We start from the raw sequence: 1,213 nt of genomic DNA on the forward strand, positions 1-1,213 counted from the left end.
ACCGTGCTGTGCCCGAGCCGGTCCATCGTTTCGCGCAGCGTGCCCACACTCGCGGTCATCGTGCCCGCGAAGTGCCGCAGGTCGTGCACCCGAACACCTTCGCGCCCAACGGCTTTCACCGCATCGGTGAAATAGTCGCGGAACACCCGGTCATTCAGATGGCAGCTGTGCACAGCCGGAAACACCAGCGCCTCAGGGTCGTTCGCGACATAGCGGGCCAGGTGCTCGTGCAGGTCGTCGCGGATATGCGGCGGCACCACCACCGCGCGCGGCTTGTGCGTCTTGGGGGTGTCGATCTTGCAGGTGCCGTTACGGTGCGTCGCCGACCGGCTGACCGTGATCACGTCCCGCGCGGTATCGATGTCGCGGCGGCGCAACTCGACCAGTTCGCCCCAGCGCAGCCCACACCACGCCGCCACCAGGATCAGCGCGCGCAGCCGTTCGGGTGCGATCGCGTCGGCCAGCTTGGCCACCTCGTCGGGGGTCAGGATCACCGGCTGGCGTTTCGTGGGCGGGTTCATCGCGCCTTTCAGGTTGCACGGGTTCGCGCCCAGGTGCCCATCAGTGACCGCGGTGGCGAGCACCGCGTGCAACAGTCCGTAGGCGTGGCTGTTGCGGGTCGGGGTGTCGGGTAGCCCGGCGAACCACGCCCGCACGGCTTCACTGGACAGCGCGGCCAGCGGCACCCGGTGCAACGGGCTCAGCGGCCCGGCGAGCAGTTCGCGGTAGCCCTGGCGGGTGCGCGGCTTGATCGGGCGCTGCTCGATCCAGGTGGCCGCGTACTCGGCCACGCTGATGCCCCGCGCCCGTTTGACCGCGGCGCGCAGTGTGGGCGGGGTCCAGGTGTCGTGCTCGATCAGGCGGCGTTCATCGGCCAGCCAGCGTTCGGCGTCCATCTTCGCGGTGAAGGTGGCGGGCGCACCGTGGCGGGCCTGATCCGGCCCGACGTAGGTCGCCTGGTAGCGCCCGGAGCGTTCGCGGTGAATCTTGCCCCAGCTGCGCCGTGGTCGCCGTGCTGCTGTCGCCATGGTGGTGGTCTTTCTCCCGGTGGGGTGCGCACCTTATCCGCACCCTAACTGTGTGTCCCTACGATACCCGGTGTCATTCCATGCCTTTTCGACTGTGGCGAAAAGTGCTGATATAAAACAACTTTCGTGGTCAGCGGCATAACCCGATCATAGCACTGGGCAGATTCGAATCCTGCCGGGGGCAC

1 protein-coding gene is annotated in these 1,213 nt (G+C 67.8%); it reads right to left on the reverse strand.

The window, feature by feature from the left end; genetic code table 11:
- Positions 1 to 1,028: site-specific integrase (locus tag M2432_RS27895; protein WP_280830092.1), on the reverse strand; the 1,028-nt coding region annotated here is incomplete at its 3' end.
- Positions 1,029 to 1,213: the final 185 nt, after the last annotated feature.

The organism is Mycobacterium sp. OTB74 (genome assembly GCF_029892685.1).
Lineage (GTDB): Bacteria > Actinomycetota > Actinomycetes > Mycobacteriales > Mycobacteriaceae > Mycobacterium.